Below are 21423 nucleotides of genomic sequence, written 5' to 3' on the forward strand. Positions count from 1 at the left end.
ATATGTATAGTAAAAAGGGGTGATGAGCTGTGAAGTGGTATAAAGGAGTTGTCATGCAAGTCTTAATGACAGAAATCGAAACAGCAAGAGAGCACATGGTTATGTTAGGACTTACAGAAGGTCTTACAAGTCGTAATACAGTTCGAATCAGTCAAACCCTTGATTATTTATTAAATGAACTAAGTAAAGTGATGGCCGCAGATTAATCGTATTTTATATAAAAATGAAAAGAGCTGCTGACTTCACGGCAGCTCTTTATAAGTTGCCTTAACGTTTACTTTAATGTTTATGATACTATTTATACAGTTACCTCATAGTAAAGAAAATAGTGGAATCTATTATATATATTGTATAGTAGAAACCTAGAAAAAGAGTTGAAAGCACCCGTAAAAAGGGAAGCTTAGATACATAAAGCAAACGCCGCACTAAGAATGGCGATGGAGGGTATAGTGGAATGGAATATCATATTAAAGAGGCCGCTGCAAAGGTAGGGCTGCCTACGCATACGCTTCGATACTACGAACAGCAAGGGCTTTTACCTTTTATAAAAAGAGATGAGAACGGAAATCGTATTTTTAGTGAGTCCGATATCGAGTGGTTAGAATTTATTATTTGCTTACGAAAAACGGATATTGCCCTTTTAGAATTACGTAAAATTGTTGAATTAACACAAGAAGGCGATGATACAATCGGTTTGCGCAAGCAGATATTTAAAAAGCATAGAGAGAAAATGATGGAAAAACAAAGAGAGCTGGACGCAGCTTTTAGAAAAGTGGAAACGAAAATTGATTACTATGATAAATTAGAACAAAAGTATCAGGAAGAGCTTTCATCTAAAGCCTAATTTATCGGTTGTTTTTCGTATTTTATAAAGAAATAAAAAGCGGGCAGCTCATCCAATTAGCTGCCCGCTTTTTTCTAAATTTACAGTGTAGAAATGTCAATAACAAATCGATAGCGAACGTCGCTGCGAAGAACGCGCTCGTACGCTTCATCTACTTGCTTAGCATCGATAACTTCAATCATAGGAGCAACGCCGTGTTCAGCCGCAAAATCAAGCATTTCTTGTGTTTCACGAATGCCGCCTACAAGTGAACCAGCAATGCTACGACGTCCCGTGATAAGTGAGAATACGCTGTACTGATCTGGGTTAGCCGGTGCGCCAACGTTAACAAGCGTTCCATCTACGCGAAGTAATGATAAATATTGATCCACATTCAGGTTAGCCGATACTGTGTTTAAGATAAGGTCAAAGCGACCCGCTAATTCAGTGAATGTTGTCTCATCACTTGTTGCAAAATAGTGATCTGCGCCAAAGCTTAGAGCTTCTTCTTTTTTATTGTTAGAACGGCTCAATACCGTCACTTCAGCACCCATTGCATGTGCAAATTGAATCGCTACATGTCCAAGACCGCCCATTCCCACGATCGCCACTTTTTTGCCAGGGCCAGCATTCCAGTGCTTTAACGGAGAAAATGTTGTAATACCTGCACATAGAAGGGGACTTGCTGCATCCATACTTAACTTATCAGGAATACGAACAACGAATCCTTCTTTTACGACGATTTTTTGGCTGTAGCCGCCGTATGTAGGATTTCCGTCATAATCCAACGAATTATACGTTTGAACAACGCCTTTTGTACAGTATTGCTCGTCACCGTTCACACAGTACTCGCACTCTCCGCAAGAGTCAACGAAACATCCCACGCCAACGCGATCGCCAACCTTGTATTTTGTTACGCTTTCTCCAACCGCTTCAACTACTCCCGCGATTTCGTGACCAGGAACCATCGGGAATATTCCGCCGCCCCACTCATCAAATGCACTATGAATATCAGAGTGACAGATACCGCTAAACTTAATATCAATTAAAACGTCGTCTGCTCGCAGTTCTCTGCGTTCAATTGTCGTGTTCTCGAATTTTGCCTTTGCATGCGGCGCACTTAAAACACGTGATGTTGTTGTATGTTGATTACACATAAGTAAAAACACAATCCTTTCGTCATTTGATGTATTTAAAAGCTACAACCCTAGCTTAAACGTTAAAGTCGACTTTAAAGCAAGAGTTTTTTTAAAAAAAATTTTACTTTCTATCTATGATTTTATGAAAAAAGGAGAGTAAGGAATAGTGTAGCAGCTTTTTATCTCTATTTAGTTAAAAGAAATTCTTCAAGGGTGCGAGCGGCGGCGTGTTCATCCGCTCCATTTGTCAGTAACGTTATTTCATCTCCTTTTTTAACAGCTAAAGCCATGACCTTCATGATGCTTTTTCCACTTACACATTTTCCATCTTTCGCAATAAAAATGTCACTTGGAAATGAACAAGCTTCACGTGCAAACAAAGCTGTATGTCTAGCTTGAAGTCCTCCATAAAGCTGCACCGTTATTCTTTTAATCAGCATTGTATTTCCCCTTTTTTATATTTTAAAAGCTATAAAACTAGCTTAATCGTTAAAGTTAACTTTAAGGCAAGAGGTGATTTGGATAAAAGAGTCATTTATGAATGTATGGAGAGCAGCAATCGTTTCTACTAGTCATTTAGATGATGGTAACTAAATGAAAATACGGCACACATGTTCAGGAAGGTTCAATAAATAAGAATTTATTTTTAAAGGAATTTCCACGTTCTAACCAGAAAAACCATATATATTGTTTTCTGGAGGAATACGATGAAAGAGCTAAAAAGGTTAGAACCGCTGCAAGCAGCTACACAATTCATTTTTAAACATTACCCTAACTGTCAAGGCGCATTACTCGCCGGGAGCGTGGTGAGAGGAGAAGCTACCCACACGTCTGACCTTGATCTTGTTATTTTGGATGATAATTTTACTTCTTCTTTTAGAGAGTCCCTCATTGAATTTGGATGGGCAATTGAAGTTTTTGCTCATAATCTGACTTCATACCAAGCCTTTTTTAAAAGCGATTGTAAGAGGGCTAGACCTTCACTCCTAAGAATGATTTCCGAGGGAATTATTTTAGCGGATAAAGGAGTGATGCAGGTTATAAAAAAAGAAGCTGCACAATTACTAGAAAAAGGCCCAGAAAAATGGTCGGAAGAGACGATTAAACTAAAAAGGTATTTTATAAGTGATGCTTTGGATGATTTAATCGGTTCTTCAAATAAAGGTGAATCACTTTTTATCGCCAATACGCTCGCTTACATAACGCATGAATTTGTTTTAAGAACGAATGGTCATTGGATCGGGGATTCTAAATGGATTGTCCGGTCTTTGAATGACTATAATGAACGCTTTAGTAAAGAATTTGTAGAGGCATTTGATACCTTTTATAAAACAGGGAATAAAGATAAAGTAATTCAACTGGTGGATAAAGTGTTAGCACCACATGGAGGCCGGCTGTTTGAAGGGTTTTCACTGGGGAAATAGAGGTTGAATCAGTAGCCTTGTTAGAACCCCGCTACTATTGCTTGCTAGTAGTGGGGTTATTTTTTATGAATATTCACGTATGCTTAAAGAGTTTGCCCGTTATCAATCGTAAATACTTGGCCCGTCACGGACTCTTGCTTTAACTGAAACAGAATAGCATCTGCGATATCTTCAGGAGAAGAAATGCGCTGAAGAGGTAGATTTCCTGCAAGCTGATACATTTTATCTTCGTTGTCAGACCACCATCTTGTGTCGACTGCACCAGGAGAGATGCAGTTTACTCGAATATGTGGTGCCAGTGCAATGGCTAACGACTTAGTCATCGTATGAATCGCTGCTTTTGTTGCTGCATAGGGAATAGAGGAGCCGATTCCAGTTGTACCCGCAACGCTTCCTACATTAACAATCGCCCCTGACTTTTGCTTTTTCATATGTGGAACGGCTGCTTTTACACAGTGAAACATGCCTTTTACGTTTACATCATATAAAGAGTTCCATATGTCATCCGTTGCAGACTCTAAGTCATTCATGGGGATTTGAGCTGTAATACTAGCGTTATTCACTAATCCATCTAACCGTCCGAATTGTGTAATGGTTTGATGAATCATTGCATTTACTTCTTGCTCGTTGGCTACATTCGCTTTAAAAGCAAACGCTATGCCTCCTTTTTCAGCAATCTCCTCTACAACTTTTTTCGCTTCTGTTTCTGAGTTGCTGTAGTTTATAACAAGTTTCGCGCCCATGTCAGCTAACTTTAAAGCCGTTGCTTTGCCTATACCAGTGCCGCCGCCCGTAATAATAAATACTTTATTTTTAAAATCGATCATTTCTATAAACCTTCCTTTCTCTTAACATCTTTTATTATATCTTCGATGGGAAAAAGGATATAATAGGTAATACTAAGAGAGTTATCATTTAAAATGATAGCAACGGAGGAATTAAAATTGGAAAGCCAAGACTTACGAATTTTCAAATGTGTCGCAGAAGCAAAGTCACTATCAAAAGCTGCGGAGGTATTAGGATATGTGCAGCCGCATATCAGCCAGCGGACTAAAAATCTAGAGGAAGAATTAGACACCAAATTATTGATACGTACGAATCGAGGAGTTACGTTAACAAACGAAGGGGAAGCTTTGTTTGACTACGCACAGCGTATTTTACGTTTAATGGAGGAAGCTAAAGCAGAAGTTAATCCGAATAAGTTTAAAAGATCCTTGATTATTGGTGCCTCGCAGACGATTTCCGCTATTAAAATTCCTTCTTTATTCTCATCTTTTCTGAAAGAACAACAAAATATTGAAGTTAAAATAAAAACAGATAGAAAACAAGTCTTACAAGAAATGCTCTCGTACGGAGAAATTGACGGACTTTTTCTTAGCGGTATCTATAATGAGGCTCAGTTTGAAACGGTTTATCACTATGCAGAAAAAATGGTGCTTATTTCACCTCTATCCGCAGAGAGAGCAGAAACAGGTCAACTAACGTTACTCATTAATAGTGATGTAAACTGCATCTATAGAAACAGACTATTAGAGTTTTCAAAAGAACATCATATACATAAAGCCAATATTATGGAATTTGATTCATTAGAAGCTATTTTACAAGGCGTTCGTGATGGAATAGGCATGAGTGTAGTCCCGGCTAGCGTAGTAAATTCTCGTGGTGATATGAAAAGCATTGAATATCAAGAGCTTTCAGAAGACGTTCATATTGATTTTGTAGTAAAGAAAGGGAAGCAGCGCTCTCAAAGTCTTAAAAAGTTTATTCATTTTTTAGGGAGTCTATAGATTCTGTCCTGAGGTGGCGTGATGTCTTCTCTTTTCCAATACATTAAAAAGAACCCTTAATGCCTGAAATGCGCTTCAAGGGTTCTAGCTTTCTTATGTTCCAAAGATTATGCAGCTAATTTTCTACACTCATCCGCGCATTTCAAGCAAGCTTCCGCACATTTTTGACAGTGGTCATGATCGTGTTTCTTACACTCATTTCCACATTTTTCGCAAATTTCGGCGCAAACCCCAGCCAGTTCAGCAACGAAAGGAGTTCCTCTTTCTAGAGCTTGTTCCAAATATCCGCAAATATCTGCACATTCTCGATCAAAACGGATACAGTCCACCATCATACCCACATTTTCTTCTTTTAGACAAGCATCAAAACAATGGTTGCAGGCACTCATACAGTCATGCAGCGTTTGAATAACAGTTTGATAATTTTCGTTAGACATTGTAAAATTCCTCCTTATTTTTTCTTCTCTCTATTACATTAGACTATCGTTTGGTTTATTAAACATAATAAAAATGAGCAGGTGGTCTTTGATGTTTAAATATAGGGGTGGAGGGTATGTAGTTGATAGATAAATCTTAAAGGAGTGTAGTACATGAGCTGGCTAGAAATACTTTCTTATATAGCTATTGCAATTGGAATTATTCAATTTTTAGTTATTACAATCGACGTGATCAGGCATCCGCAGATGATGTTTGTGATGAATATTGTGTGGCCTATTACGGGTCTCTATTTTCCTGTCGCCGGGATATGGTTTTACTTTAAATTAGGGCGTAAAGATCGAAAAAAACACGATCACGCTCATCATTCCTCTGAACATATGCACGGTAACCATGAAGATCATCATGAGCACCATCATAGTGAAAAGCCTTTTTGGCAAAGTGTTTTTGTATCGACTACGCACTGCAGCAGCGGGTGCTCGATTGGAGGAGGTGAAGCTGACAGGTTTAAATGATGTAAGTGAAGAGTTGCTTCAAAGGTTAGCGACTTACAATAAGCCAAGCGCAAGAGCATCAGCTCATTGATAGGGGGACAATGAATGTATCAAAAAATCTTGTTAGCTGTAGATGGGTCGGAACATTCAAAAAGAGCCGCGGAGCATGCGATACAAGTTGCTTCTTTCATACCGCAATCACAAGTAGAAATTATTTCGGTTATTGACTTATCAAAAGCGAAAACCGAGATTTTACATGGAGAGCTGAAACAAAAAAGACAGCAAGCGCTCGAAGAAATAAAGAGTTGCTTTGAAAAGAAGCAGATAGCGTATCAGCTTAAAATAGAACGCGGCGATCCTGGCCCAACCATTGTAGCCTACGCTAATAAAAACAACTTTAATCTTGTTGTAATAGGAAGCCGCGGCTTAAATTCTCTTCAAGAAATGGTGCTAGGCAGCGTCAGTCATAAAGTAGCTAAACGAGTATACTGTCCGGTTATGATTATTAAGTAAGTGAACGTAGGTATTGTGGGTACAAATCGTAGACGATTTGTACCTTTTTTGCGTTTGAATATAGCAGTTAACGTTTATAAATCATTACTAACATGTATGATACTTTTTATCGTATACACATACTCGTAATAATCTGCCAAGGACTTTTGGTTTTGAAAAAAGAAATAGTTTATAAAAAAACAAAAGGAGTAGATTCTATGAAGATTTCCTTTTCACATTCTATAGAAAATGTTGAGTGGTCGAGAATGAAAGAAATTTATCACTCGGTAGGATGGACGAACCATAATGAAGAAAAAATTAAAAAAGTATTTCAATCAAGCAACGTAGTAGCTATCGCTTATGATGAAGATAATATAGCAGGGTTTGGGAGAGCTCTTTCAGACGGTGTGTTTAATGCTGCCATTTATGATGTTGTGGTTAACGAGCAGTATCAAAACAAAGCAATTGGACAGAAAGTTATAAAAAACTTACTTGCTCAGCTTGACGATATTTCCTGCGTTCATCTTGTTTCTACAGCAGGTAATGAAGAGTTTTATAGAAAAGCAGGATTTCGGAAAATGAAAACTGGAATGGCTCGTTATTTAAATCCTTCTTTAGCGGAAGAATATTTGGAATAAGTTATGTGTTAGATTGCAAACCAAGGGACATTTTAAAGTATGTACCGAATGAATAATAAAGAGGACATAGAAAATCTAACGTGTTCCCTTTTGAAGTGCAAACATTGCAAATCGCATCACACTTTTTGTTATCAATATCAATATAATTCTCAATCAAGTTCTCTAATTAAATAAATCAATAAAAGCAGAGAAGGGACAGCAATTAAGCTGTCTCTTCATTTTAATTTCAATACTTAATCCTCATGGTTGAAGGGATTTGTTGTCTTTTATTATTGATTGTCTTCCTCGCTTTTGTACTCCAAAATATCACCTGGCTGACAATCCAAAGTCTTGCATATTGCTTCTAATGTTGAAAAACGAACCGCTTTTGCTTTTCCATTTTTTAGGATGGAAAGATTCGCCATAGTAATTCCAACCCTCTCTGAAAGCTCCGTTACGCTCATTTTTCGTTTTGCTAACATCACATCAATATTAATAATAATTGCCATATCCTACACCTCAGACCGTTAAATCATTTTCTGATTTTATGTTAATCGCTTCTTGCAAAAGTCTTTGGAGAACAGCAGCAAAAACTGCGATAACCAACGAAGCAAAAGGAATGACCATTCCAACAAAAATGAGACCTGGGGCATCGTCTTTATCTGCCACGAGATAATAGACGGGCAAACCTAAGACATGCAAACTACAGATAGAAATGGCGCAGTATTTGATGCTCATTAAAATTCGAACAGACAATTCGGAGAAAGCAATGTTCTTGTCAATATAACTCAACAGTTTAACAGCTTGATAAAGGGCGAAGTAAAAAGGTAATGTTCCTCCATATAAAAGAATGAAAATTATATATTCTATGGAATGAATACCTAAGAACTCCGCTACCGCATCTGCCAGTTCAGGAACTAGAAATATGCACAAAGTGAGAACCAAAATTCCAATGAGAATAACTGCTATCTTCAAAAATAATGTGGTTGCTATCTTCATAAAAACACCTCTTCTATATTTCAAAATATTAATTGTTTTTTGTCTGTAAATCCATGACATTCTTTATAGGTTTTTGAAACACGTCCACAATGGCTGCGATGATACTTGTTGCCAAGATGCCCATTAGACCTAGAGATATTGGACCTGCTGCATCATCACCTGTGAATTGAGCATGCGCCCTTAAATAAACTATTGCTAACAAAATAAACAAAATGACAGTAAAAGTGCATTTTTTTATTACCTTCAAAGATTGAAGAGATAACTCAGAGAAAGCGTTATTCTTCTCGATATAGGTTAAAAGTTTAAAAGCTTGATAACACGCCAAAGAAAATGTAATACATATTCCATATGTACATACCAACAGTGGATATAACGAATAATCACCAGGACGCTCTATAGCATCTCTTCTGGCTGCCTCAGGCAACAAAAATATACATGCGGCAAGCACTGCAATTCCAATCAGAAAAATTATTACCTTTAAGAAAGTGGTAGAGCCTCGTTTAACATTCATAAAAAACACCTCACTAATGATAATACGAATTTAACATATGATTTATCGTTTTACAATAAAATATTATCGCTTTATATTATATTATTGTTGTTACTGAAATATCCTTTTAATTTTAAACAAAATAAAAAGCATTTCTTAATACAAAGAAATGCTCTTACTTTAGAAGGTTAAATTTATAAATTTTTCAACAAAACTTCCAAAATCAACAACGAAAGATATCAGCCCCTACTTAAAATAAATAATATCTTTAAAACTCACTAAATAATTCACGGTTAAATTCAAATAATTATTTCCATAGTGGAGAAGTTTCATGCGAATTCCTGCTTGAATTTCAGGGGGAATAGCAAATATAGAAGTAATACCAAGCAAATAAAAAACGTAAATTCATGTGTGACTTCATGCTAAAAATGCATGATGAAATTAAATTTTGCACCTCAAAAAAGAACCTGTTAATAAAAATCTATGTCCTTTTTTCTTTTTGATATTGAGACTATGGAATCTGTATATGTCTATTTAATAATATATGGTATTATTTTCTTTAGTTAGGAGGTATTTGAAATGAGTGTTTCAAAAGAAAATAAGCCGATTTTATTAACGGTTATTCTGCTGGCGGCTGCTTTTGTAGTGTTTTTTTCGAATCGGATATTCCCACTAAATTCGATTTTTCCAAATAGAAGCGGTGATTTGACCATTCCGCTGTGGCTATTTTTTGCAATAGACGTTGGCTTTATTGTGGCATTAGTTTTAGGAGTCCGAACAAAAAAGCCGAGCGTTGTGTGGTTTAGCATAATCGCAAACAGCATCTTTTTTGTGTTGCTTTCTGGCTTGATGTTTTTATTAGCGATTGCCCAGGGAATTTCTGAGCCGTAAGCTGATTATCTCTATTTTAAGTGAATGAAAAGGATTTAGAGAGGTTGATAGATATGATGATAGGCGGTCCTTTACTGATTGCCCTGCTGCCAGGTGTACTTGTACTCCTTGTAACCTGGCTGTTCAGAAAGATGAAGTGGAACAAAGTCATTAGAATGCTTCCTTCAATGCTAACCGTTATGGCTGCCGCCGTTCTTTTTTACATTGGCTATGTAGAAATAAGAGGCTTTGAAGGTGCGGGCTATTTGTTTTTATCTGTGTTTTTGCTTTTATTCGCGCTTGTATCCTATATTGTAGCTAAAAAGCCTGTACAATAATTTTTATAAACTTTATAAATTCTTTATAAATCCCTCCTATACTACGTGTAGGAGGGATTTAATATGAAAAATATTATTTTAGAGGTAAGAAGCGTTTCAAAAAAAGTAAGACGTCGTCACCTAGTAAAAGAAGTATCGTTTCAAATTAACAAAGGGGAAATATGTGGACTGTTAGGGCCAAACGGTGCTGGTAAAACGACCTTAATTCGTTTGTTGACGGGGTTGATTAAACCAACTGGGGGAGAAGTTTTTATTAATAGCAAAACCATTCTTTCACAAAGAAAAGAAGCGCTGCAAAGCGTTGGTGCGATTGTAGAGTCGCCCATCTTTTTTCCTTATATGACGGGAAAAGAAAACCTGACAAACTTAGCTCGACTGCATCCATTTTCGACAAAACAAGAAAGGCAGCAAAGAGTAAAAGAAGTGCTTGATATTGTGGGGTTAACCGGCAGAGAAAAAGATAAAGTTCGAACGTATTCTCTTGGGATGAAGCAAAGACTTGGCATTGCTCAAGCGCTTTTAGGCGACCCGGATTTGTTGATACTAGATGAGCCAGCCAACGGCTTAGATCCAATGGGCGTACGTGAACTGCGCGAGCTGCTTTTCACCTTAAAACGTGACTATAACAAAACGATTTTAATCTCTAGTCATTTGCTGGATGAATTACAGCGAGTATGTGATCAAATTGTTGTGATGAGAGAAGGAGAGTTAATATGGGACGGCGCTCTGGACCAGTTAGCATCTGGTAAAAATCTTGAAGATGCGTTTGTAGAGCTGGTGTCGCAATGAAGGAGCTCTTAGTAGCGGAGTGGGAAAGACTTTGGAAAAGAAAAGTGGCGTGGCTGACCTTTCTATTAGTGCCGGTGGTACTGTTAGCTGCTTCATCCTATCTCCAAAAAGAAAACGGAGCACTCACAGTCGATTTACCACAGTATACGTTTGCAGGAAACTTTCCTGTACTGAGCTTAGCTGAAATGTTATTTACCGTTTTTAATGCCATGTTCTTAGTTTTTATTACGCTCGTGGTTACCGGCGAATACCGGTCAGGACAGCTGCGAATGGTTATGATACGATCATATTCGTTTAAAGAAATCATCCTAGCAAAAGCCGCAGTGATTCTGCTGTTTAATTTACTGTTTTTTATTACGTATTTTTGTATGAGCTATGTGATAGGCTTTCTGATGTTTGAACAGCCTCAAAGCTACTTTGTGTTTTATCACAGTCATGCTTTTAACATAAAAGAAGCACTAGTATATAATCTTTCGTTTTATGGATATGCCTACTTAACGACTATTGCGATATGCTGTGTGCTGTTTTTTATCTCTGTTATCAGCAAAACGACCACTACGGCTGTTGGAATCGGCGTGGCTTTTATACTAATCTCGTTTTCGTACCCGACTTTATTAACGGGATTTAAGCAGTGGATGAGTGAAGAGCTTTTTGGACAGCTTTTCTTTACTTCTGTACCGATGATTCAATGGCAGGGGATCACAGTCATGATGGCAGAGAAACCGCAGTTTGTAGGCTGGAATTTCGGCGTGTTAGGTTTTTATGTTCTGGTTTTTAGCAGTTTAACATATGCAGCGATTCGAAAAAAAGAATCATTTTTATAAAAGGAGAGAAGACATGATGACAGGACTTTTTATCAGTGAATTAGAGCGAACGTTTAAACGGAAAAAGACAGCGGTGGTACTAGGTGTGTACATAGGATTACTTGCTTTTATTTGGTTCATTTTCTTTCAAAGGGGAGGCATTTCGTTTTTTGATGCAGACCATGACGTGAAAATTGATTCTTTAAATGCAGCACCGCTGCTTCTTCGAGACCTATCGTTTGTGATTACGTTTATTGTCATTCCTATGTTTGTGGCAGATAGCTTCAACGGTGAGTACACGTCGGGAGCGCTGCGCATGGTACTAATTCGGCCGCACGATCGTGTGAAGCTGTTTTTTGTAAAGTGGGCGGTTCAATGTTTACTAGTTTTTATTATTCTTTGTATTACGTGGGTAGCGGGGACTTGTCTTGGAAGAATGGTTATGCCTCATGTAAATGAAACAACGTTTTTAGGCGGACATACGCTAGGGACTTTAGGGGCGTTACTATATTCGCTGAAATTTTACGGCATTTGTTTTTGCATCTTTATAGCGGTTATTAGTATCGGGAGTATCCTGAGTGTTCTTATGCCTAATTCCATTTTATCTTATGTAGCAACTATTGGTGCTTTAATTGGAAGTGTGTATGTGTCAGATAAACTAAGCTTCTTTTTCTCGGTAACCGATTCTGTTTTTCATGAATTAAGCAGACCAAACTCTGAATTTTTAGTGAACCTATTATTTCCAATTTTGCTTATTAGCCTTATAATAAACCTATTCGTATGGAAAAAGAAAGAATGGGTAGGGTGAGCTGGAGATGAAGCAAACAATTTTACTAGTAGACGACGAAAAAGACATTATTTCGTTTATGAAAGATGCGCTGCAAGATGAAGGATATGAGGTGATGTTCGCTTACGAAGGTCAAGAAGCGTTAAAGAAGCTAAAAGTAAATCCAGACTTAATTGTGCTGGATGTGATGATGCCAGGCATGGACGGCTTTGCTCTTTGTGAATTGATCCGAAAAAGCATATCATGTCCCATCATCTTTTTAAGCGCCAAGCAAACGGAGCAGGACAGAGTAAAAGGACTATTAGTCGGTGGAGATGATTATTTAGTTAAGCCTTTTAGCATGAAAGAACTAAAAGCCCGGATTTACGCCCATCTGCGCCGGGAGCAAAGAATTAATAGTAACTCCTATAACAGGCTTCATTTTGGAGAGTTAACCATTGATTTAAACGGCTATCAAATTTTACATAACAATGAAGTGATTCCGTTTACTTCAAGAGAATTTGAGATTATTCATTTCCTCGCTCTTCATCCAGGTCAGGTTTTTACACGCGAGCAGCTGTATGAAAAAGTTTGGGGCTACGACGCGGAAGGGGATTCGTCTACGATTACAGAACACGTGAAAAAAATTAGAGCAAAACTATTAAAATATGACGAAACGCCTTACATTTCAACGGTTTGGGGAATTGGCTACAAATGGGTAAAATAAAAAAATGGATGAACCGGGCAACGTTAAAAGCGCAGTTTGTTTTATCTTTTCATTTGATTTTGCTGTATAGCCTGCTTGCGACACTTTTAACGTGGGGAATTGTCATCTCAGTGAACTGGTTTTTTATGCCCGGAGCACTGAATCCGGCGAATTATTATGAAAAGAAAATCCCAGAAATTATCCAGTTTGTGAACGAAAAGGAAGATGCGCTTCTTTCTAAAAGTGCTAAAAACCAAGTAGAATCGGTTATTCCGCTAGAAGGAATGGATTATCAAATTATGAATAAAGAAGGACAAATCGTGTATGGCTCCATGTCCACTTCATACATAAAAAATAAACGGAATCTTTATTCTCAGGTCAATACAAATATCCATTCAGGTAAATATATTATAAAAGTGTATCCGCTTTTTAATTCAAAAGACGAAGTAAACGGGGCCATTGCGCTGAGATATCAATTAAACATGGCTTCGACTAACCCAAATATTAAATGGATAGTTGCGCTTGTAACGTTTTTATCTCTAGCCAGTCCGTTTCTTTATTTTTATTTGTTTGCTTATTTATTTGGAAGACGATTTAGCAAAAAAATTGAACGGCCTTTTAACGAGCTGATGGCAGCCGCAAAGAATATTCAACATAATAATTTGGATTTTTCGCTGTCCGTGACTCAAGACGCCAAAGAATTAAGTCAGCTGCTTCATGCCTTTGAAGAAATGCGAAAAGAATTAAAGCAATCGCTAGCTAAACAGTGGCAGCTAGAAGAAGACCGTAAAGATATGACGGCTGCGATTGCGCATGATTTACGAACGCCTCTTACGATTATTCACGGTCATACCGAAATTTTAGTAGAAGGAAGCAAAAAGGACCCGGAGAGGCTTAATCGATATTTACATACGATCTACACGAATACACTTCGTTCTATTCAACTATTAAATCAGCTGCAAGAAGTATCAGTCATAGAAAATCCAGGCTTTTCCGTAAAGAGTGAGCCTATTGATATCAACACATTTGTTCATGAGAAAGCAGACGAGTTTCAGCTTTTATGTCAAAAAAAAGAGATTACATTTATATCTTCGATTAATGAAGTAGACGGATCAAATCAATTTTACGGAGATCCCCAGCGCATTTCTCAAGTGTTAGATAATATCATCACAAACTGTATTCGCTACACGCCTGAACGAGGAGAGATAGCTTGGAATACCGTGATTCATCACAACGAAGTAATCTTTGAAATACATGATACGGGTCCTGGGTTTACACTATCCAACAAAGAACAGCTGTTTAAAAAGTTTTACAGAGAAGATGCGTCGAGAACAAGCGGCCACGGAAACTTGGGGCTAGGTCTTTACATTGCTCATTCCATTGTGAAAAACCACGGGGGAAGCATCACGGCCGATAATAAGGAGACGGGAGGAGCAGTGTTTAAGATTGTTCTTCCAATGGGAAAGAAGTAAACGCGTAAAAAAAAGAACCCTCAAAAAAGAGAGTTCAAAAAAGGGTAAGTAAGAAAGAAATGTATATGTTCCTTTGGGGGACTGCATCTGTACAGTAAAATTTATACCCCATGTACACTTGTTGAAACGTTGAAAAATAATCTAATAATAGAAATGAATAGTTGATAATATGCTTTATAATCTATAAAAAAGACTGCAAAGCGGTTGTATACCGTACTTTGCAGTCTTTTTCGGTTCTATTTGCGTAAGAAGTCTCTTATAAATTCATTCACCTTTTGGGGCTGCTCATGCTGAGGGGCATGTCCTACACCGTCTAAGCGGTGGATCGTTACATTTGGAACGTACTCTTCAATGCCATCTAAATTACTGTTTTCAAACGCTTCGTCCGCATTTCCCCATACAATTAAAGTCGGAGACTGAAATACTTTATGCGGCAATGCTACGGGTTTATGAACACGCTCTTCAAATGGGTAAAGAGAAGACGCACGATAGTAGTTAAGCATGGATTTCATTGCATTTGGCTGATTCCAGGCCTCTACATATTTAGCTTCTTCTTCTTTAGTTAAATAGCCTTTTTTAATGCCGGGCTCCGTCAGCATATTTCTTAGCTTTTCACTATTATTGGCGAGTAGCTCATCTTGAGAATTTGGCTGTTGGAAAAAGCTCATATAGCTGCTTGCTTCTCGTTGAGCAGGATTTTCAGCAAGTTCTCTTATAAATGTGTAAGGGTGCGGTGCATCAAACATCACTAACTTTTTGACATACTGCGGATATGTATAAGCAAATGCCCATGCAACAGCGCCGCCCCAATCGTGTGCCACTAACACACATTCTTTTTCACCAAACGCTTCAATCAACTGTTTTACATCTTCCATGAGAAGGGGCATGCTGTAAGAAGAAATTTCTTCTGGCTTATCTGATAAGTTATAGCCTCGCATATCTACAGCTACCACGCGGTAATCTTTCGAAAACTCTTCTAACTGATGGTGCCACGTATACCAAAAGTAAGGGAATCCGTGTAAAAACAGTATAAGCTCGCCTTCACCTTTTGTCACGTAATGGAGGTTTACATTATTCACTTTTACATAACCGTCTTTAAACATGTTACTCATCCTTTCGCTTTTACTCCTTATTATAGAAAAACTTTACTCTTTATTAGTTGATGTATCAAATAATAAGGTTTCTTTACGCGATAAATGAGCTATAAAGCTCTTTTAAAACCCTTATTTTGGTTATTGTTTGTGAAATATAACACCGATATCCCCAGGTTATATGTGATGCTTCGCTTGACTTAGAAAAAGCGAATATGTACAAAACGTAAGGAGTAAAAACTTGAGCTTGTAATGAATACAGCAAAAAAAGCTCTCTAAAAGTACTTTTAGAGAGCTTTTCTAAAAATCACCGGCCTTGGCGATTCCTAAATTAGATTCAAAGTCGGTAATGTACACACAGGCATTGGTATACTTTTCAGATGCTTTATAGCTGAATTCTCTACTTACACTATAATCTTCACCTATAGGTTTATAAGCTTGAATAGATTTAATTTGGTTGTCTAAAGACAAATCAAAATTATGAGTGGCTTTTTTTAATTGTTCGAGCTGCAGCTTGGTGAAACTATCGCGATGCTTTTGGATTTCATCTTGCATGAGCTCTATTTTATATTTAGATACGGTGTTAATATGATCAATCGCAGGCCCCATATCTTTTTTTATTTGTGCTTCAGAAGAATGGAAGTGTTTATCATCAAATGAATCTGACACGTTATGGCTTCCTTCCGAAGTCTTGGTTGCATCTATAACATCATACATGTTGTTCATGAGCGTAACTTCATAGATAGTCTTGCTTGAATTAAATCTTTTATAGGATTTTACGTATTCTTTTTCTGTTAATGCATCTACATCTCTTTTTAATTGCGCTATGCTTTCTGTTAATTCCCTATCACTTTGTGTTTCTACTTTTGACGTACTATTAATAGACGCAGACAGCAGGTTAAAATCATTTTTGTAGCTTTGAAACGTTTTATCGTCTGATTTTCCATCTTTATTGATTAACCGTTCACACTCGTTTTGCAGAAATTTCAGCTCTATGGCCAGCTCTTTTTTTGCTTCGCTTCCATCTATGCTTTCATTGTTTGAACGTGCGTGACTGCACCCCATTAACCCCAGCGCTAAAGCGATTGTAATGGTTCCCGTTGTTATCTTGCTTATGTTCCTCATGTTGAAACTCCATTTCTATTTGTTTATTACTTACATATAAAAACTATATCATATAAATGGAATATTTATCTAATTATAGTTTTAGCAAATTCTAATTAGGTGTGAAATCCCCTTTAGATAAATCCAAAAAAGTATTATAATGGAATTTGTGAAAAAAATAGTATTAAATGGAGGAATCATCATGAAAGTAAGACTGCTGCTAGGAATACTCCTAGCATTCTTGTTCATTCTGGCTGGATGCAACAAGGAGACGGACACTGCCCAGCATAAGAAAGAGAAAACAAAGGATGAAAAAATAAAAATAGTAGAAGAAAAAAGTTATACACTTGCAGATTCGATCACTCATGATAACGTACTGAGCTATTCTGCGGTTATAAAAAATGAAAGTGACAAAACGCTTAATGTAAACGATACAACAATAAAATATGTAAACAAAACTGGAAAAGTCCTTGATCCGCATATTATTCCAAGTGCCCCCGACGTTCATCTTGCTCCCTATGTACTAAAGCCGGGCGAGGAAGGGTACATTTCAGCAGAAGGAATTATTAATAAAGAACCAGATACATATAATGTAAAGGTCAAGATTAATCCGATAAAGCCTGCAAGTAATGTACAGAGCTTGAAAATTAAAGGCGACGCAATGAGTCAGGAAAAAGAGAATCACATCCTACATATCAAAGGAACAGCTACAAACAATACCAAAGAACCTACTGAATACATTCTGGTTGGTGGAGCCTTATATGGAAAACAAAATGAGTTTATAGGAACTATATTTCAATCCGAAGAAGCGCAGCTGACTCCTGGAAAATCCATTCCTTTTGACGCTACTTCATCACAAATCCCTGATAAAGAACTAGCAAAAGTGAAAAAATATAAAGTAGTAGCTTCTACGTATCAAGAGTAAAAGAGTCTTCACATCAGACTCTTTTTGTTATTAATTTGACTTTATTTAAAGGAGGAAATCAATATGTCTGGAATTGCTAAAACCCCCGAACCGCCTTATTCTGCCGTTATTTTTGCTTCTGAAAGAACAGAAGGTGAGAAGGGTTATGGAATCATGGCAGACAAAATGGTAGAGCTTGCATCTAAACAAAAAGGCTTTCTAGGAATAGAAAGTGCCAGGGACAAAGACTTAGGCATTACCATTTCATATTGGGATTCCTTAAAATCAATCAAAATGTGGAAAGAAAACTCAGCCCACCGCGCAGCCCAGCACAAAGGAAAAAAAGAATGGTATCAAAAGTTTTCGCTTAGGATTTGTAAAGTGGAAAGACATAGCTTTTTTGAGATGTAGGGCGTATATGCTTAATTGTTTTAAAAAGGGGAGAAGCCGTTATGTTTTATGGCGTTATAGGATTTATAGCCGTTTTTATCACGTTGTGTTCATTAGAAGCAAAGCTAAAAACAATCGTTAAGCAAAATGATAGAATCATTGATTTACTTGAGAAACAGAATAGAAAGTAAGAAAACACTAATGAACTCAACGTTTATGATATCATCTCCTGACTTTAGCTACGGGAGATGTTTTATTTTAAGAGTGCATAAAAAAAACCTCAGTAGGAGGTCTAGTTATTACTTTTAAAAGCACTTATAACAAGCTCATTTACTGTCGGATGTCATCTAGAGGCTGTATTAAAAGCTAATTATAAAGTGAGGTTATATTTATCGTTTCATCAGAAAATATGAGCTCAATTTCTTTATTTCTTACTTGTGATCGTTCATTTAATCACCGTATTTTTTTCTGTACGCGAGAAACGTTATTAAATATATAACTGAAATCATCGTCAGAAATATTAGCGGCGAAATGCCAATGCCATCATAAGAACTTTTCCCTTGAAAAGTCCGATAAATGGACTCTATAACTTCTAAAATCAGCATACCTATAACTACCACAAATGCGTATGATTGAGCCTTCTTGCTGATAAACTTCTTCCTTTCATCACCTTTTGGAGAAGATGATGAAACAAAAATCAAAATTCCGCAAACTAACAGGATGAATGAATACACAATTTTAACCCAATCCATTCTTACTCCTCCTTGTTAAAAATGTAAAAAGTGTTTTACATTATCATTGTATCATCAGTTCCAAAAATGTCAAACTCTTTTTACATTTTTAGTTATTTGTATATAAGAACCGCTATAGAAGAGTGGATATCTTTAAATGGATTTTATAACACAAAGTCATGTTATGAAGTGACTTAAATCAACTCCATTGCTAAAATGGAAGTAACAGGAATTTTTGTGTTTCGCCAACTAAAAGTGAGGTGGGTTGTTTGGTTCTTCATAAAAAACCAGTTTCTTTTGTCGCTCTTTTCTTACTGCTGTTAGTAATAAGCTCAAATTACGTGTTGTATTATTCTTCTTTTGGACTTCAGTCTTTGCCTGCTAATCTAACCGGAGTGGTAGTAGGTTCTATTTTAGATTTAAGCCTTGTCGCTCCGCTCTTGTTTTTAGCCTGGCAACGTAAGTTTAGCGTGAAATATTTTATCGTATTAATGGCTACAGGCCTTATTGCTGCGCGTTTTATCATTTCAAGTGAATACTTGGCTTCTTTTCAGTCGGTTATGTGGCTAGGAGTTGGCATAGAAGGACTACTTATTTTGTTTGAACTTTCACTACTGTTTATGCTAGTTAAAAACGTACCGCCTATTTTGATAAGGATCAAATCAAGCTCTTTGCCGCTTTTATTTTCTTTTTCGCGGGCTGTAAACGAAAAGTTCCCCAAACAAACTTTTATACACATCCTTTGTTCAGAAATGCTGATGTTTTACTATGCGTTTGGAACGTGGAAGAAGCAGCCGAGTACTGAAGGGAATACATTTACTCTGTATAAACGCTCAAATTTTATTACGTTTCAAATTATGATTATTCATGGGATTGTCATTGAAACATTAGGTCTTCACTGGCTGCTGCACAATACGTCTATCATTCTTTCAATCGTTTTACTGATCCTTAATATTTATAGCATTGTTTTCTTTTTAGGAGACATTCAAGCATTAAGACTTAACCCTTAACCCTTTACGAGTCGATGATGATCATCTATACATTTCATTTGGTTTAGCTAAGCGTATGGAGCTACCATTTAGAGACATTGCTGAGATAGTAGAAGACGCTCACATTCTCGAGAAAAAAATACCTAACACCACGATTGAATTTATCGCACGCGATTTTGAAACCGTTCATCCTGATCTTTTACTAATACTAAAGTCTCCAATTGAAGCAACGCTTTTTATGGGAATCAAAAAGAAATACCAGCAGGTCGCTATTCGCGTAGATGATCCTCATGCGTTTAAAAAAATAGTTAAAGAGCATTTGGAGAAAGCTCAGAAGGGCTTAATCTAGGATTCTAGAAAGCCAGGACCTTATAGATATATAAGGTCTTTTTGTTGCTGATCAGCTATTGGACATAAATAGTGAAGTATTAGATGTATTTCAGTAAGATGGAAGTAATAGGTAATGTAGTAAAGGAGGATGAGGATAGGGTGTGGGAATTTTTTTTAGAGGAAAAGAGAAGTATTTAAACTCTGTGGAGTGGCTAGCTGAAAACTCAATCCAATTAAGAGAACCAACTGAATGTATGCCTGAAGAGTTTGAATTTCTCCGTCATATAGTAAAAAATAAAAGAATTGTGTGGTTAGGAGAAAACGGTCACAACATAAGAGAACATAATATGATGAAGTCAAAAATAATAGAATTTCTACATAAAGAAATGAATTTTACCGTACTGGCATTTGAAAGCGGATTAGCGGAATGCTTCAGCGCTAATGAGTTAAAAGAGGAGTTTACAGATGAAGACTTTTTAAAAAACGCGATTTATTCTTTATGGGCAACAAAAGAAAATCTGTCTTTGTTTCAGCTAATGAAAAAATCAGATTTAAGTTTAATAGGAATAGATATTAATCCCTCTTCTAATCCTGACCTTTTCCTGAAATTCGTTCAGCAGCTGAGTTCCGTAGTGTCTGAAGACATGATAGAAAAGATAGAATACATTGAAGCAGGCGTGTATAAATGGTATTACCAACTAGGGCAATATAAAGCGAGAAGAAAAAAAGTTCCAGCAGAAATGCTACGTGAGTTTGCAGAGTTTAAAGAAAAAGCAAGCGTAGTAATAGGAGATTTAGAAGCTTATCTACTTGAAGAATACGTTTTGCATCTTGAAAATCAAGAGCTTGTATGTAAAGTTAAAATAATTATTCGATGCCTGCAAAACCGTTTGTATTTTATCAATTATATTCACCATAATCACCGGACGTATAAAAAACTAAGAGAAAAACGAATGAAGGAAAATTTAGAATGGATTTGTCAAGAACTGTACCCTAATGAAAAGATTATTATCTGGGCACATAACCTTCATATTTTCAAACAATATAAAACGTTTACAGGCTTTGAACCACTAGGAGCAATCGTTTCTAATGAAATAAAAGAACAGTCTTATTACTTAGGGTTATTTATGTATGAAGGTGAAATACATACGGACACGGGACAGCCATATAAAATAGAGAAACCGCCTAAAAAAAGTCTGGAGGACTATATGCATCAAGTGCAGTCACCAGCTTTATTTACAGATTTTTCACAGCTTGAAAAAACTTCAGGAAACAAGTGGATATTCACTAAAACTATCTTTTTAGAAAGTGGTACCATGCCAACTTTATTTGTACCGCGTGATCAGCTAGACGGTGTTTTACTTGTTGAGTCTGTTTCTCCGCCCGAGTATCTTAAACGCAATAAAAATAAATAAGAAAACGTAATAAACAAAGAGGGTA

The 21423-nt window shown here is 36.8% G+C and carries 29 protein-coding genes; 19 read left to right on the plus strand and 10 right to left on the minus strand.

The features are described from left to right. Nucleotides 1-29 precede the first annotated feature (29 nt). Both ACFX4G_RS08565 and ACFX4G_RS08570 read left to right on the plus strand, forming a co-directional pair. The gene (locus ACFX4G_RS08565; RefSeq protein WP_223260221.1) at nt 30-206 is read left to right on the plus strand and encodes an aspartyl-phosphate phosphatase Spo0E family protein; all 177 of its coding nucleotides are present in this window, start codon (nt 30-32) and stop codon (nt 204-206) included. A gap of 248 nt (nt 207-454) precedes the next feature. Further along, the gene (locus ACFX4G_RS08570) at nt 455-844 is read left to right on the plus strand and encodes a MerR family transcriptional regulator (RefSeq protein ID WP_209150319.1); all 390 of its coding nucleotides are present in this window, start codon (nt 455-457) and stop codon (nt 842-844) included. Between the two features lie 80 nt (nt 845-924). Here the strand turns inward: ACFX4G_RS08570 and ACFX4G_RS08575 are convergent, their stop codons facing one another. Together ACFX4G_RS08575 and ACFX4G_RS08580 are read right to left on the minus strand one after the other, a co-directional pair. Further along, nucleotides 925-1980, minus strand: a complete 1056-nt coding sequence (locus tag ACFX4G_RS08575) for an NAD(P)-dependent alcohol dehydrogenase (protein WP_098432395.1) — start codon at nt 1978-1980, stop codon at nt 925-927. A 167-nt stretch (nt 1981-2147) separates the two neighbouring features. Next, a complete protein-coding gene (locus ACFX4G_RS08580; RefSeq protein WP_377574014.1) occupies nt 2148-2402 on the minus strand; it encodes an HPr family phosphocarrier protein in 255 nt (84 codons plus the stop codon). 267 nt (nt 2403-2669) lie between these two features. On the opposite strand from ACFX4G_RS08580, the gene ACFX4G_RS08585 reads away from it, so the two are divergent. Next, entirely contained in the window at nt 2670-3386 is a 717-nt protein-coding gene (locus ACFX4G_RS08585; RefSeq protein ID WP_377574017.1) for a nucleotidyltransferase domain-containing protein, read from the plus strand. A gap of 83 nt (nt 3387-3469) precedes the next feature. Here ACFX4G_RS08585 and ACFX4G_RS08590 read toward each other — a convergent pair whose 3' ends face one another. Then, nucleotides 3470-4213, minus strand: a complete 744-nt coding sequence (locus ACFX4G_RS08590; protein WP_377574020.1) for an SDR family NAD(P)-dependent oxidoreductase — start codon at nt 4211-4213, stop codon at nt 3470-3472. A 117-nt stretch (nt 4214-4330) separates the two neighbouring features. Between ACFX4G_RS08590 and ACFX4G_RS08595 the strand changes: the two genes are divergently transcribed. Then, the gene (locus tag ACFX4G_RS08595; RefSeq protein WP_377574023.1) at nt 4331-5173 is read left to right on the plus strand and encodes a LysR family transcriptional regulator; all 843 of its coding nucleotides are present in this window, start codon (nt 4331-4333) and stop codon (nt 5171-5173) included. Nucleotides 5174-5280: 107 nt separating this feature from the next. Here ACFX4G_RS08595 and ACFX4G_RS08600 read toward each other — a convergent pair whose 3' ends face one another. Beyond that, nucleotides 5281-5610, minus strand: coding sequence for a four-helix bundle copper-binding protein (locus ACFX4G_RS08600; protein WP_028409479.1), 330 nt, complete (start codon nt 5608-5610; stop codon nt 5281-5283). A gap of 153 nt (nt 5611-5763) precedes the next feature. Here ACFX4G_RS08600 and ACFX4G_RS08605 point away from each other — a divergent pair, with 153 nt between their 5' ends. From ACFX4G_RS08605 to ACFX4G_RS08615, 3 genes are all read left to right on the plus strand, one after another. Beyond that, entirely contained in the window at nt 5764-6123 is a 360-nt protein-coding gene (locus tag ACFX4G_RS08605; protein ID WP_377574026.1) for a hypothetical protein, read from the plus strand. A gap of 84 nt (nt 6124-6207) precedes the next feature. Beyond that, complete coding sequence (locus ACFX4G_RS08610; protein WP_377574029.1) at nt 6208-6615, plus strand: universal stress protein; 408 nt, start codon at nt 6208-6210, stop codon at nt 6613-6615. Nucleotides 6616-6812: 197 nt separating this feature from the next. Next, a complete protein-coding gene (locus ACFX4G_RS08615; protein WP_377574032.1) occupies nt 6813-7232 on the plus strand; it encodes a GNAT family N-acetyltransferase in 420 nt (139 codons plus the stop codon). A gap of 269 nt (nt 7233-7501) precedes the next feature. On the opposite strand, the gene ACFX4G_RS08620 is transcribed toward ACFX4G_RS08615, so the two are convergent. Genes ACFX4G_RS08620 through ACFX4G_RS08630 form a run of 3 tightly spaced genes read right to left on the minus strand, consistent with a single transcriptional unit; the run spans nt 7502 to nt 8721 of the window. Beyond that, on the minus strand, nt 7502-7720 hold the full coding sequence (locus ACFX4G_RS08620; RefSeq protein WP_097822910.1) for a helix-turn-helix domain-containing protein: 219 nt from the start codon (nt 7718-7720) through the stop codon (nt 7502-7504). 10 nt (nt 7721-7730) lie between these two features. Continuing rightward, nucleotides 7731-8210 (minus strand): DUF2975 domain-containing protein, encoded by a 480-nt coding sequence (locus tag ACFX4G_RS08625; protein WP_377574037.1) that lies wholly within the window; start codon nt 8208-8210, stop codon nt 7731-7733. A 28-nt stretch (nt 8211-8238) separates the two neighbouring features. Beyond that, nucleotides 8239-8721 carry a DUF2975 domain-containing protein gene (locus tag ACFX4G_RS08630; RefSeq protein WP_097822908.1) on the minus strand — a complete coding sequence of 161 codons (483 nt, stop codon included), beginning with the start codon at nt 8719-8721 and terminating at the stop codon, nt 8239-8241. A gap of 558 nt (nt 8722-9279) precedes the next feature. On the opposite strand from ACFX4G_RS08630, the gene ACFX4G_RS08635 reads away from it, so the two are divergent. The 7 genes from ACFX4G_RS08635 (at nt 9280) to ACFX4G_RS08665 (ending at nt 14444) form a co-directional block, all read left to right on the plus strand. After that, nucleotides 9280-9591, plus strand: coding sequence for a hypothetical protein (locus tag ACFX4G_RS08635; protein WP_182421655.1), 312 nt, complete (start codon nt 9280-9282; stop codon nt 9589-9591). A 53-nt stretch (nt 9592-9644) separates the two neighbouring features. Continuing rightward, the gene (locus ACFX4G_RS08640) at nt 9645-9908 is read left to right on the plus strand and encodes a YesK family protein (protein ID WP_377574041.1); all 264 of its coding nucleotides are present in this window, start codon (nt 9645-9647) and stop codon (nt 9906-9908) included. 63 nt (nt 9909-9971) lie between these two features. Next, nucleotides 9972-10697, plus strand: coding sequence for an ABC transporter ATP-binding protein (locus tag ACFX4G_RS08645; protein WP_377574044.1), 726 nt, complete (start codon nt 9972-9974; stop codon nt 10695-10697). Further along, on the plus strand, nt 10694-11521 hold the full coding sequence (locus tag ACFX4G_RS08650) for an ABC transporter permease (RefSeq protein WP_377574047.1): 828 nt from the start codon (nt 10694-10696) through the stop codon (nt 11519-11521). The genes ACFX4G_RS08645 and ACFX4G_RS08650 overlap by 4 nt, the downstream gene beginning before the upstream one ends. Before the next feature lie 13 nt (nt 11522-11534). Then, entirely contained in the window at nt 11535-12308 is a 774-nt protein-coding gene (locus tag ACFX4G_RS08655; protein ID WP_377574050.1) for an ABC transporter permease, read from the plus strand. A 7-nt stretch (nt 12309-12315) separates the two neighbouring features. Further along, nucleotides 12316-12993 (plus strand): response regulator transcription factor, encoded by a 678-nt coding sequence (locus tag ACFX4G_RS08660; RefSeq protein ID WP_097822903.1) that lies wholly within the window; start codon nt 12316-12318, stop codon nt 12991-12993. After that, nucleotides 12981-14444 (plus strand): sensor histidine kinase, encoded by a 1464-nt coding sequence (locus tag ACFX4G_RS08665; RefSeq protein ID WP_377574055.1) that lies wholly within the window; start codon nt 12981-12983, stop codon nt 14442-14444. The genes ACFX4G_RS08660 and ACFX4G_RS08665 overlap by 13 nt, the downstream gene beginning before the upstream one ends. Before the next feature lie 236 nt (nt 14445-14680). Here the strand turns inward: ACFX4G_RS08665 and ACFX4G_RS08670 are convergent, their stop codons facing one another. Both ACFX4G_RS08670 and ACFX4G_RS08675 read right to left on the minus strand, forming a co-directional pair. Next, nucleotides 14681-15556 carry an alpha/beta fold hydrolase gene (locus ACFX4G_RS08670; RefSeq protein ID WP_377574058.1) on the minus strand — a complete coding sequence of 292 codons (876 nt, stop codon included), beginning with the start codon at nt 15554-15556 and terminating at the stop codon, nt 14681-14683. A 279-nt stretch (nt 15557-15835) separates the two neighbouring features. Beyond that, nucleotides 15836-16660: a hypothetical protein gene (locus ACFX4G_RS08675; RefSeq protein WP_377574061.1), complete on the minus strand. Its 825-nt coding sequence runs from the start codon at nt 16658-16660 to the stop codon at nt 15836-15838. Nucleotides 16661-16841: 181 nt separating this feature from the next. On the opposite strand from ACFX4G_RS08675, the gene ACFX4G_RS08680 reads away from it, so the two are divergent. After that, nucleotides 16842-17564, plus strand: coding sequence for an FxLYD domain-containing protein (locus ACFX4G_RS08680; protein WP_377574064.1), 723 nt, complete (start codon nt 16842-16844; stop codon nt 17562-17564). Between the two features lie 63 nt (nt 17565-17627). Beyond that, a complete protein-coding gene (locus ACFX4G_RS08685; protein WP_377574067.1) occupies nt 17628-17954 on the plus strand; it encodes an antibiotic biosynthesis monooxygenase family protein in 327 nt (108 codons plus the stop codon). Nucleotides 17955-18382: 428 nt separating this feature from the next. Here ACFX4G_RS08685 and ACFX4G_RS08690 read toward each other — a convergent pair whose 3' ends face one another. Beyond that, a complete protein-coding gene (locus tag ACFX4G_RS08690; protein ID WP_043981238.1) occupies nt 18383-18685 on the minus strand; it encodes a hypothetical protein in 303 nt (100 codons plus the stop codon). Nucleotides 18686-18933: 248 nt separating this feature from the next. Between ACFX4G_RS08690 and ACFX4G_RS08695 the strand changes: the two genes are divergently transcribed. The 3 genes from ACFX4G_RS08695 (at nt 18934) to ACFX4G_RS08705 (ending at nt 21398) form a co-directional block, all read left to right on the plus strand. Next, nucleotides 18934-19674, plus strand: coding sequence for a beta-carotene 15,15'-monooxygenase (locus ACFX4G_RS08695; RefSeq protein ID WP_377574070.1), 741 nt, complete (start codon nt 18934-18936; stop codon nt 19672-19674). Between the two features lie 55 nt (nt 19675-19729). After that, entirely contained in the window at nt 19730-20002 is a 273-nt protein-coding gene (locus tag ACFX4G_RS08700) for a hypothetical protein (protein WP_377574073.1), read from the plus strand. 142 nt (nt 20003-20144) lie between these two features. After that, the gene (locus tag ACFX4G_RS08705) at nt 20145-21398 is read left to right on the plus strand and encodes an erythromycin esterase family protein (RefSeq protein WP_377574076.1); all 1254 of its coding nucleotides are present in this window, start codon (nt 20145-20147) and stop codon (nt 21396-21398) included. The last annotated feature ends 25 nt before the right edge of the window (nt 21399-21423 follow it).

Source organism: Priestia sp. YIM B13486 (assembly GCF_042787865.1).
Lineage (GTDB): Bacteria > Bacillota > Bacilli > Bacillales > Bacillaceae_H > Priestia > Priestia megaterium.

Coding starts and splice junctions, on each gene's coding strand:
- ACFX4G_RS08570 (WP_209150319.1), top strand. CDS start 455: ATGGAATATCATATTAAAGAGGCCGCTGCAAAGGTAGGGCTGCCTACG.
- ACFX4G_RS08575 (WP_098432395.1), bottom strand. CDS start 1,980: ATGTGTAATCAACATACAACAACATCACGTGTTTTAAGTGCGCCGCAT.
- ACFX4G_RS08580 (WP_377574014.1), bottom strand. CDS start 2,402: ATGCTGATTAAAAGAATAACGGTGCAGCTTTATGGAGGACTTCAAGCT.
- ACFX4G_RS08585 (WP_377574017.1), top strand. CDS start 2,670: ATGAAAGAGCTAAAAAGGTTAGAACCGCTGCAAGCAGCTACACAATTC.
- ACFX4G_RS08590 (WP_377574020.1), bottom strand. CDS start 4,213: ATGATCGATTTTAAAAATAAAGTATTTATTATTACGGGCGGCGGCACT.
- ACFX4G_RS08600 (WP_028409479.1), bottom strand. CDS start 5,610: ATGTCTAACGAAAATTATCAAACTGTTATTCAAACGCTGCATGACTGT.
- ACFX4G_RS08605 (WP_377574026.1), top strand. CDS start 5,764: ATGAGCTGGCTAGAAATACTTTCTTATATAGCTATTGCAATTGGAATT.
- ACFX4G_RS08610 (WP_377574029.1), top strand. CDS start 6,208: ATGTATCAAAAAATCTTGTTAGCTGTAGATGGGTCGGAACATTCAAAA.
- ACFX4G_RS08615 (WP_377574032.1), top strand. CDS start 6,813: ATGAAGATTTCCTTTTCACATTCTATAGAAAATGTTGAGTGGTCGAGA.
- ACFX4G_RS08620 (WP_097822910.1), bottom strand. CDS start 7,720: ATGGCAATTATTATTAATATTGATGTGATGTTAGCAAAACGAAAAATG.
- ACFX4G_RS08625 (WP_377574037.1), bottom strand. CDS start 8,210: ATGAAGATAGCAACCACATTATTTTTGAAGATAGCAGTTATTCTCATT.
- ACFX4G_RS08630 (WP_097822908.1), bottom strand. CDS start 8,721: ATGAATGTTAAACGAGGCTCTACCACTTTCTTAAAGGTAATAATTTTT.
- ACFX4G_RS08635 (WP_182421655.1), top strand. CDS start 9,280: ATGAGTGTTTCAAAAGAAAATAAGCCGATTTTATTAACGGTTATTCTG.
- ACFX4G_RS08640 (WP_377574041.1), top strand. CDS start 9,645: ATGATGATAGGCGGTCCTTTACTGATTGCCCTGCTGCCAGGTGTACTT.
- ACFX4G_RS08645 (WP_377574044.1), top strand. CDS start 9,972: ATGAAAAATATTATTTTAGAGGTAAGAAGCGTTTCAAAAAAAGTAAGA.
- ACFX4G_RS08650 (WP_377574047.1), top strand. CDS start 10,694: ATGAAGGAGCTCTTAGTAGCGGAGTGGGAAAGACTTTGGAAAAGAAAA.
- ACFX4G_RS08655 (WP_377574050.1), top strand. CDS start 11,535: ATGATGACAGGACTTTTTATCAGTGAATTAGAGCGAACGTTTAAACGG.
- ACFX4G_RS08660 (WP_097822903.1), top strand. CDS start 12,316: ATGAAGCAAACAATTTTACTAGTAGACGACGAAAAAGACATTATTTCG.
- ACFX4G_RS08665 (WP_377574055.1), top strand. CDS start 12,981: ATGGGTAAAATAAAAAAATGGATGAACCGGGCAACGTTAAAAGCGCAG.
- ACFX4G_RS08670 (WP_377574058.1), bottom strand. CDS start 15,556: ATGAGTAACATGTTTAAAGACGGTTATGTAAAAGTGAATAATGTAAAC.
- ACFX4G_RS08675 (WP_377574061.1), bottom strand. CDS start 16,660: ATGAGGAACATAAGCAAGATAACAACGGGAACCATTACAATCGCTTTA.
- ACFX4G_RS08680 (WP_377574064.1), top strand. CDS start 16,842: ATGAAAGTAAGACTGCTGCTAGGAATACTCCTAGCATTCTTGTTCATT.
- ACFX4G_RS08685 (WP_377574067.1), top strand. CDS start 17,628: ATGTCTGGAATTGCTAAAACCCCCGAACCGCCTTATTCTGCCGTTATT.
- ACFX4G_RS08690 (WP_043981238.1), bottom strand. CDS start 18,685: ATGGATTGGGTTAAAATTGTGTATTCATTCATCCTGTTAGTTTGCGGA.
- ACFX4G_RS08700 (WP_377574073.1), top strand. CDS start 19,730: ATGGAGCTACCATTTAGAGACATTGCTGAGATAGTAGAAGACGCTCAC.